At 59.5% G+C, this 6,496-nt stretch carries 5 protein-coding genes; all 5 read left to right on the top strand.

Features of this window, described 5'->3' with window-relative positions; genetic code table 11:
• The first annotated feature begins 838 nt into the window (after positions 1-838).
• The 5 genes from H5U38_01070 to H5U38_01050 all read left to right on the top strand — a co-directional run bounded on the left by H5U38_01070 (position 839) and on the right by H5U38_01050 (position 6,493).
• Positions 839-1,678: a hypothetical protein gene (locus H5U38_01070; GenBank protein MBC7185604.1), complete on the top strand. Its 840-nt coding sequence runs from the start codon at positions 839-841 to the stop codon at positions 1,676-1,678.
• Between the two features lie 85 nt (positions 1,679-1,763).
• Positions 1,764-3,233, top strand: a complete 1,470-nt coding sequence (locus H5U38_01065; protein MBC7185603.1) for a hypothetical protein — start codon at positions 1,764-1,766, stop codon at positions 3,231-3,233.
• 20 nt (positions 3,234-3,253) lie between these two features.
• Entirely contained in the window at positions 3,254-4,072 is an 819-nt protein-coding gene (locus H5U38_01060) for a CpsD/CapB family tyrosine-protein kinase (GenBank protein MBC7185602.1), read from the top strand.
• Positions 4,073-4,401: 329 nt separating this feature from the next.
• The gene (locus H5U38_01055) at positions 4,402-5,469 is read left to right on the top strand and encodes a sugar transferase (protein MBC7185601.1); all 1,068 of its coding nucleotides are present in this window, start codon (positions 4,402-4,404) and stop codon (positions 5,467-5,469) included.
• A 16-nt stretch (positions 5,470-5,485) separates the two neighbouring features.
• Complete coding sequence (locus tag H5U38_01050) at positions 5,486-6,493, top strand: Gfo/Idh/MocA family oxidoreductase (GenBank protein ID MBC7185600.1); 1,008 nt, start codon at positions 5,486-5,488, stop codon at positions 6,491-6,493.
• The last annotated feature ends 3 nt before the right edge of the window (positions 6,494-6,496 follow it).

Raw genomic sequence — 6,496 nt, 5'->3', positions numbered from 1 at the left:
CCATTTCCTCGAACAAAGGGCGGATTTAGGCTTCAAAGGTTGCGTTTTCTTACTGTGGCTCGAAAACAATTCCTGGAAGAGTTGCGATTCCTTGGAAGTAATGTGCCAGGCCTTGGTGCTCTTTGGCCGCAGAGAGAGTGGACAGCGCAGTCGTGGAGCGCGCGTGCACAGGCAAGTGCGCTGCGGCGACAGGGGCCGGTGAAAGAAACTGGTGGCAAAAAATGGCAACGATGCAAAATTCTGCTTGATTTTCTTGTGCAAAATTTGTACATTTCAATCAGTCAAACAGGGAGGATTGAGCCTTACCCTGCAAGATGGGTTCCGGGGTTACTTGCCCACCGACATGGACGTTGGTTAGCAGTTCAGAGGGGAAAAATTTCGGAAAAGGAAAGGGACTGTTAGCCACAGCTGGGTGGGGTGGATAGTAGTCTCTGGGTCTTGGGTTGTTTTTCAGCAACGGCCACTAACATCTCCTTCCTTTCGAGTCTTCCGACTCACTCACAATCGCTGCGCTTTGCATCAAATGGGGTTTGTTGCGCTTATTCAAGGCGACTGAGGGCCAGCCCACGCCGGCGTTTTTCGCTGCGGTGCGCGGAGTTGGTCCCGCCCTCCGACGATGACACTCTGAGGGCCGGAGGCGTACTGGGTCCATTGCATCGCAGGTTGGCTTAGTACACCCTGGCGGCAGGCCGGAGAGCAAGACAAGCCATTTACAGTTGCCTCGGTTGAGGAGATTGAGTTCTGGCGCCGCGCCGGCAGGGACGGCGGTGTCCAGCACCTCAAGTGACCATCGAACGAGTCAGGAGCAGATCTGTACGCCGAGCATGGGACCGAACTAATGGACACATTCCGCCGTAGACTGCTGGAACTGAGCGGCATACTGACCGACGAGGAGGCGTCGTATGCCTACTTGCTGCAGCGCCTGCAGAAGATGGGGATGTTGAGGTGCGGAAAATGCGACTTTGACAGCTTCTATGTACTGAGCAGATCTCGCCTAAAATGTCGTCGTTGCCGCTGGGAGTTTCGCCCCCTGGTGGCGACGGCTTTTTCGGCGCTCAATGTGCCGCTGTCGACCTGGCTGCGCATGGTCAATCATTTCGTGGCAGAAGTGCCTACGCGAGAGGCAGCAGCGCGATGCGATCTCAACTACAAGACAGGGCTGAGGGCCTACGCGCTCATCAGGCAGGCGATCCTCGGCCCGTGGATCCACGATGCTGCAGACGATTACCAAGCGAAAGACTGCGTAGCCATCGGCGTGCTCGACAAGGTGGACTATGGAGAAGCCAGACTCTTGGATGCACCCCAGGCACGGGCTGTTCTACAGTCCGACCTGGCACGCGTACGGAAAGGCAAGATTCTCTACACAGAAACGTGGCAAGAGTACGATACGGTCGTCCTCTTTGTTGACCGCAGAAGTTATCAGCGAAGAAAGACTCGGTGGGCAGACGCAGTCTACGTAGACTACATCCAAGGGTTTTGGCAGTACGCCAAGGGGCATATTCTGGGAAATCGCGCAATCAATCGAGGTAACATATTCATGGCAATGAAGGAGCTCGAATGGCGCTACAACCATCGCGATGATGACCAGTTCGAGCTTATCGTTGACGGGTTACTTGCGGCCTCAGCGCGACGGGGGACCAGGCGTCCTATGGGACTTGAGGCTACCACAACCAACTAACGGAGTGCAGAAGGACTTATGGCGGACGTGCGGTTTGTGTCGGGTGGAGCGCATAGGTTCCCTAGCCAACCATGCGGAGCCGTTCATGGAAATGAGTCCAGTGAGAGGGAGCACATTCACCGCGACGCAAGAGTTTTCTGCACCGCCTGTCGGCAGCAGTCCCTTGCTCCGCTTCTTACGGGTGCTGTTCAGGCGGAAGTGGCTCGTTGTGGCATTCGCCGCGCTGGTCCTCGGTACCGTGGCGGCCGTCACCTTCTTGACGGCCCCGGTATTCCGGGCAACCGCCAAGCTCTTGGTGGAACGGGAGATCGACTCGGAAAAGTCCGTGCTGTTGGGGGTGAGCGTGCAGCCGGACTATGACCGGTACGACTGGGTGAACGCGGAGACCGAGATCATTCGCAGCCTCCCGGTGGCTGCGCGGGCCATGGAGAAGGTTGGGCCGGTGCCAGTGAGGGCAGCGTCTGCCTCGCAGAACGTGGGCGAGCACGGCAACGGAGACAGTGACCTCATCGACTTTCAGCAGAGGTTGCGCGTGGAGAACGTTCCCAAGACCAATGTCATCTTGGTGAGCTTTGAGGCGAATGACCCTGCCTATGCTGCGGCGGCAGCCAATGCGGTGGTGGAGGCCTACGCTGCTTATCGCGCACAGCTCTACGACCAGTCGGCTGCCTACAAGTTCTTCCAAGAGCAACTCCGCCTGGCCGACACCCAGCTGCGCGAGCTGCAGGAAAAGCAGGCCAATTACAAGCAAACAGCTGCGATGATCTCGCCGGAGGCGCAGCGCACCATTCTCTTGAACCGCCTGTCGGACTATGAGTCCAGGCTCACCGAGGTGCGCACCACGCGCATTGGCAAAGAGGCACGTCTGGAGGTGCTCAAGCAGGAATTGGCGCAAGGGAGGGTAGGCATCCCCTCCATCGAGTCGAGCGACAGCCCAAGCAGAGAGAAGCACATTGCCAAGCTGCGCGGCGAACTCTTGGACTTACAGATGCGCCGGGAGCAGCTTCTCACCCGGTTCACGCCTCAGTACGAGGGGGTAAAGAGTCTCGACAAGCAGATAGCTGCCACGCAGCGTCAGATCGCCGAAGAGGTTGAGCAGATCATCCAGATGGAAACAGTCGCCATCGCCGCGCTGCGCTCTGAGGAGGAGGCTCTGCAGGCGTCGATTGCCAGCATAAAGCGAGACATTCAGAATCTTGCCAAGCAGGAGTACGAGTTCTCGCAGCTGAGCCGCGGCATCGACGACAATCAACAGATCTACTCTATGCTCTTGCGCCAACGCGAGGAGGCGCGCATCTCGTTGGCGAAGATGCAGCGGGGTGTGAGCGCGCGCGTGATCAGCTCGGCCGAGCCGCCCCTGCGCCCTGTGCGACCCCGGAAGCGGCTGAACATGGCCTTGGGTCTGCTCCTGGCCCTTTTCGGCTCGCTGACTCTCGCTTTTGTTGCGGAATACTTGGACCACACAGTACATGAGCCAGCGGAGTTGGAGTGGAGAACGGGCATCCCTGTGTTGGGCAGCGTGCGCGAAGTAGCGGGCGCGCGTCACGCGCACTGATTTCTCTCGGAGAAGAAGGAATGGTAAGCTTTGTCAATCCGGCAGAGGCAACCACCAGGGAAGCGGCGCAGCGCGTTGCGAGCGGAGCGCGAGCCGGCGCCGTAGGGGGGAGTAGCCAGCTAACGCATGTCGCACCGCGGCGTGCCGTCAGTACTCGCGACAAAACTACAGGGGTGCTCAAAGACCTCAAGGCGGTTGCGCACGTGGTGGAGTCGGTTGCCGCGCGCACCGGGGCCCGCGTCATTGGTCTAACCAGCGCTCTGCCGGGAGAAGGGGTCTCTACGTGTGCTGCGGCCATCTCTTTCTTGCTTGCCGCAGATGGGGAGGCGGGCACGAACAGGGGACGGACCGGATCCCTTGTCCTCAGCCCAACCGCGTCAGCAGACGCCGTCATCCTGGTGGACGCAAACGTGGGCGACCCCTTCATTCATCGCGCCTTTGCACTCCCTCTGAGCCCGGGTCTTTCCGACGGACTACGGCAGGTTCAGTCGCTTGCTGACATGGCGCACAGGGTAGAGGGTTCGCACCTGCTGGTGATCCCTGCCGGCTCCGGCAGGAGAAGGGCAGATCTGCAGCAGCTCGGCACAGCGTTGCAGCAAGCGGCAGAAAGGGTGCGACTGGTGGTCCTCGATCTGCCTGCTGTGCTTGGCTCCGCAGAGGGAGTGAGGTATGCCATGCTGTGCGACGCCGTCGTGCTGGTGGTGCGCGCCAACCACACCAGGTGGGAGGCCGTGGTGCAGGCACAACGGACTCTGGAACGAGCAGGTGTGCCCATCTTGGGGGCGATCTTGAACAGACGACGTTTCGATCTACCCCGCTGGCTCTACGAAAGGTTATGATGCTTTGCCAACTTCACGGAGGGCAAGTGTCACGCAACAGCTACAACATCGCTCTTAGCCGGACGGCGCGCGTGAGACCCGGCGCCCTGGCCGCGGAGCATCCTTCACCCTTTGGGCGGATCGAAGCTCATGAGACAGGCGTTGGCCAACCACGCAGCGAGCATGCAGAAAGCCATGCCCCGGCGGTGGAATGCAATGGCTGGCTTGCTCGGGCCGCATTTGCCGAGGTACTGCGCAAGGAACGCCACCGCAGCGACCGCACTGGCTCACCTTTTTCGCTGGTGGTTTTTGAGTTGGGAGAGAGCGAGGGGGACATACCCAGAGCGGCCATGGAGAATCTGAAGCACATCGTCGGTTCATCCACCAGAGACTATGATGTGCGCGTGCTCCTTGACGCCAGGCGGCTTGCGGTTCTGCTGCTGGACACGTCCTTTTCCCATGGGCGCCTCGTCGTGGACAAGATGCTTGCTCGTCTGCGCGCTGGCGAGCGTGGTGTTCAGTCGCTGTCGTGCCTGCGAGCTGTCCACGTTGTGGCGTACCCAGGCTCGCCTCGCCGCGGCTACGTGCATGCGAAGATTACACTAGTCCCGCAAGATACAGCAGCCCGAGAAACCGGGGCAAAGCTCTCCGCCGGCAAAGGATGCACTCGAGCGGCACAAGAGGCGCTTCCCTTGGTCTGGGACGTATCCCACTCGCCCGCGGGCGCAGTGGCCATGAGCACCCCACTTTTCTTGGACGTTTACCTCGACAAGGAGCGCCTTTACCAGATCGCCAAACGGGCACTGGACATTGTTGGGGCCGTCGTGGGCATTGTGCTCCTGGCCCCTTTGATGGCGGCGGTCGCCGTGGCGATAAAGCTCACGTCCAAAGGCCCGGTGCTCTTCAAGCAGCAGCGGATCGGCTACCGTGGCAAGCCGTTCATCATGTACAAGTTCCGGACCATGCGCGTCGGCTGCGATGACGCCGTGCACCGTGACTACGTCAAGAAGCTGATCGAAGGGCGAAATGAGGAAATCAACTTCGGCACTGAGGAACAGCCTCTCTACAAGCTGGTGAATGACCCGAGAGTAACTCGCATAGGCCGCTTCCTGCGCAAGACGAGTCTTGACGAACTTCCGCAACTTGTCAACGTGCTGCTTGGCCAGATGAGCCTGGTAGGGCCGCGACCGCCCTTGCCTTTCGAGGTGGAATCCTACAAGAGCTGGCACATGCGCCGCTTCATGGAGGTGAAGCCGGGGATCACCGGACTCTGGCAGGTGTATGGCCGGAGTACCACAACCTTCGACGAAATGGTGAGATTAGACTTGCGCTATGCTGCCCAGCGCTCGCTGCTGCTGGACCTCAAACTCATATTCAAGACCTTTGCTGCTGTGTTCGCTGCGAAGGGCGCTTTGTAAGAAAAGGAGGAATGCGATGCTGAACGTGAGCGTTATTGGCGTCGGCTATTGGGGGCCGAATCTTGTGCGCAACTTCGCGGCCAACCCAAGGGCCAAGGTGGTCGCCTGCTGCGACCTGGCGCAGAACAGACTGGACTTCATCAAGCGCACTTACCCCGCAGTAGAGACGACCACCGACTTTCGGCGCATCATCAAGGACCCCACAACGGACCTGGTCGTGGTGTGCACGCCGGTGTCCACGCACTTTGACATCGCTCGGGAGGCATTGCTGGCGGGCAAACACGTGCTCATCGAGAAGCCGATGACCGCCACCAGCGCCCAGGCTGAGGAACTTGTGGAACTTGCCGAGCGCAGAGGCCTGAAAGTGTTCGTCGACCACACGTTCATCTACACGGGTGCGGTGCGCAGGATCAAGGAGCTCATCGACAGTGGTGAGCTCGGCAAGGTCTACTACTTCGACTCGGTGCGCATCAACCTCGGGCTTTTCCAGCACGACGTCAACGTGCTCTGGGACCTTGCCCCACATGACGTGTCAATCATGCACTACTTGCTCCCTGGCAAGCCGGAAAGCGTGGTCGCCACGGGTATCGACAACTTTGGCAACGGCCTGGAGAACGTTGCCTACCTGACCGTCTACTATCCTGACCACCTCATTGCCCATGTGCACACCAACTGGCTCTCCCCGGTGAAGATTAGGCAGACGCTCTTGGCGGGGAGCAAGAAGATGGTCGTGTGGGATGACAACCAGCCGAGCGAAAAGGTACGGATCTATGACAAAGGTGTCGATGTTGTGGAGAGCGTGGATGATGTGTACCACATGCTGGTCCAATATCGGACCGGGGACATGTACTGCCCGAAGATCGACAGCCGGGAAGCACTTGCCGTCGAGGTGGAGCGCATCATCGACTGCTTGGAGAAAGGCACCGACGGCGTGGCCGACGGGCATGACGGACTCATGGTGGTGCGCATCCTGGAAGCTGCCCAGACCTCAGTCAAGGCGAGAGGAAAGGAAGTGAGAATATGAAGC

Source organism: Calditrichota bacterium (assembly GCA_014359355.1).
Classification (GTDB): domain Bacteria; phylum Zhuqueibacterota; class Zhuqueibacteria; order JANLFK01; family Oleimicrobiaceae; genus Oleimicrobium.
This window is presented reverse-complemented; position numbering and strand designations above follow the sequence as displayed.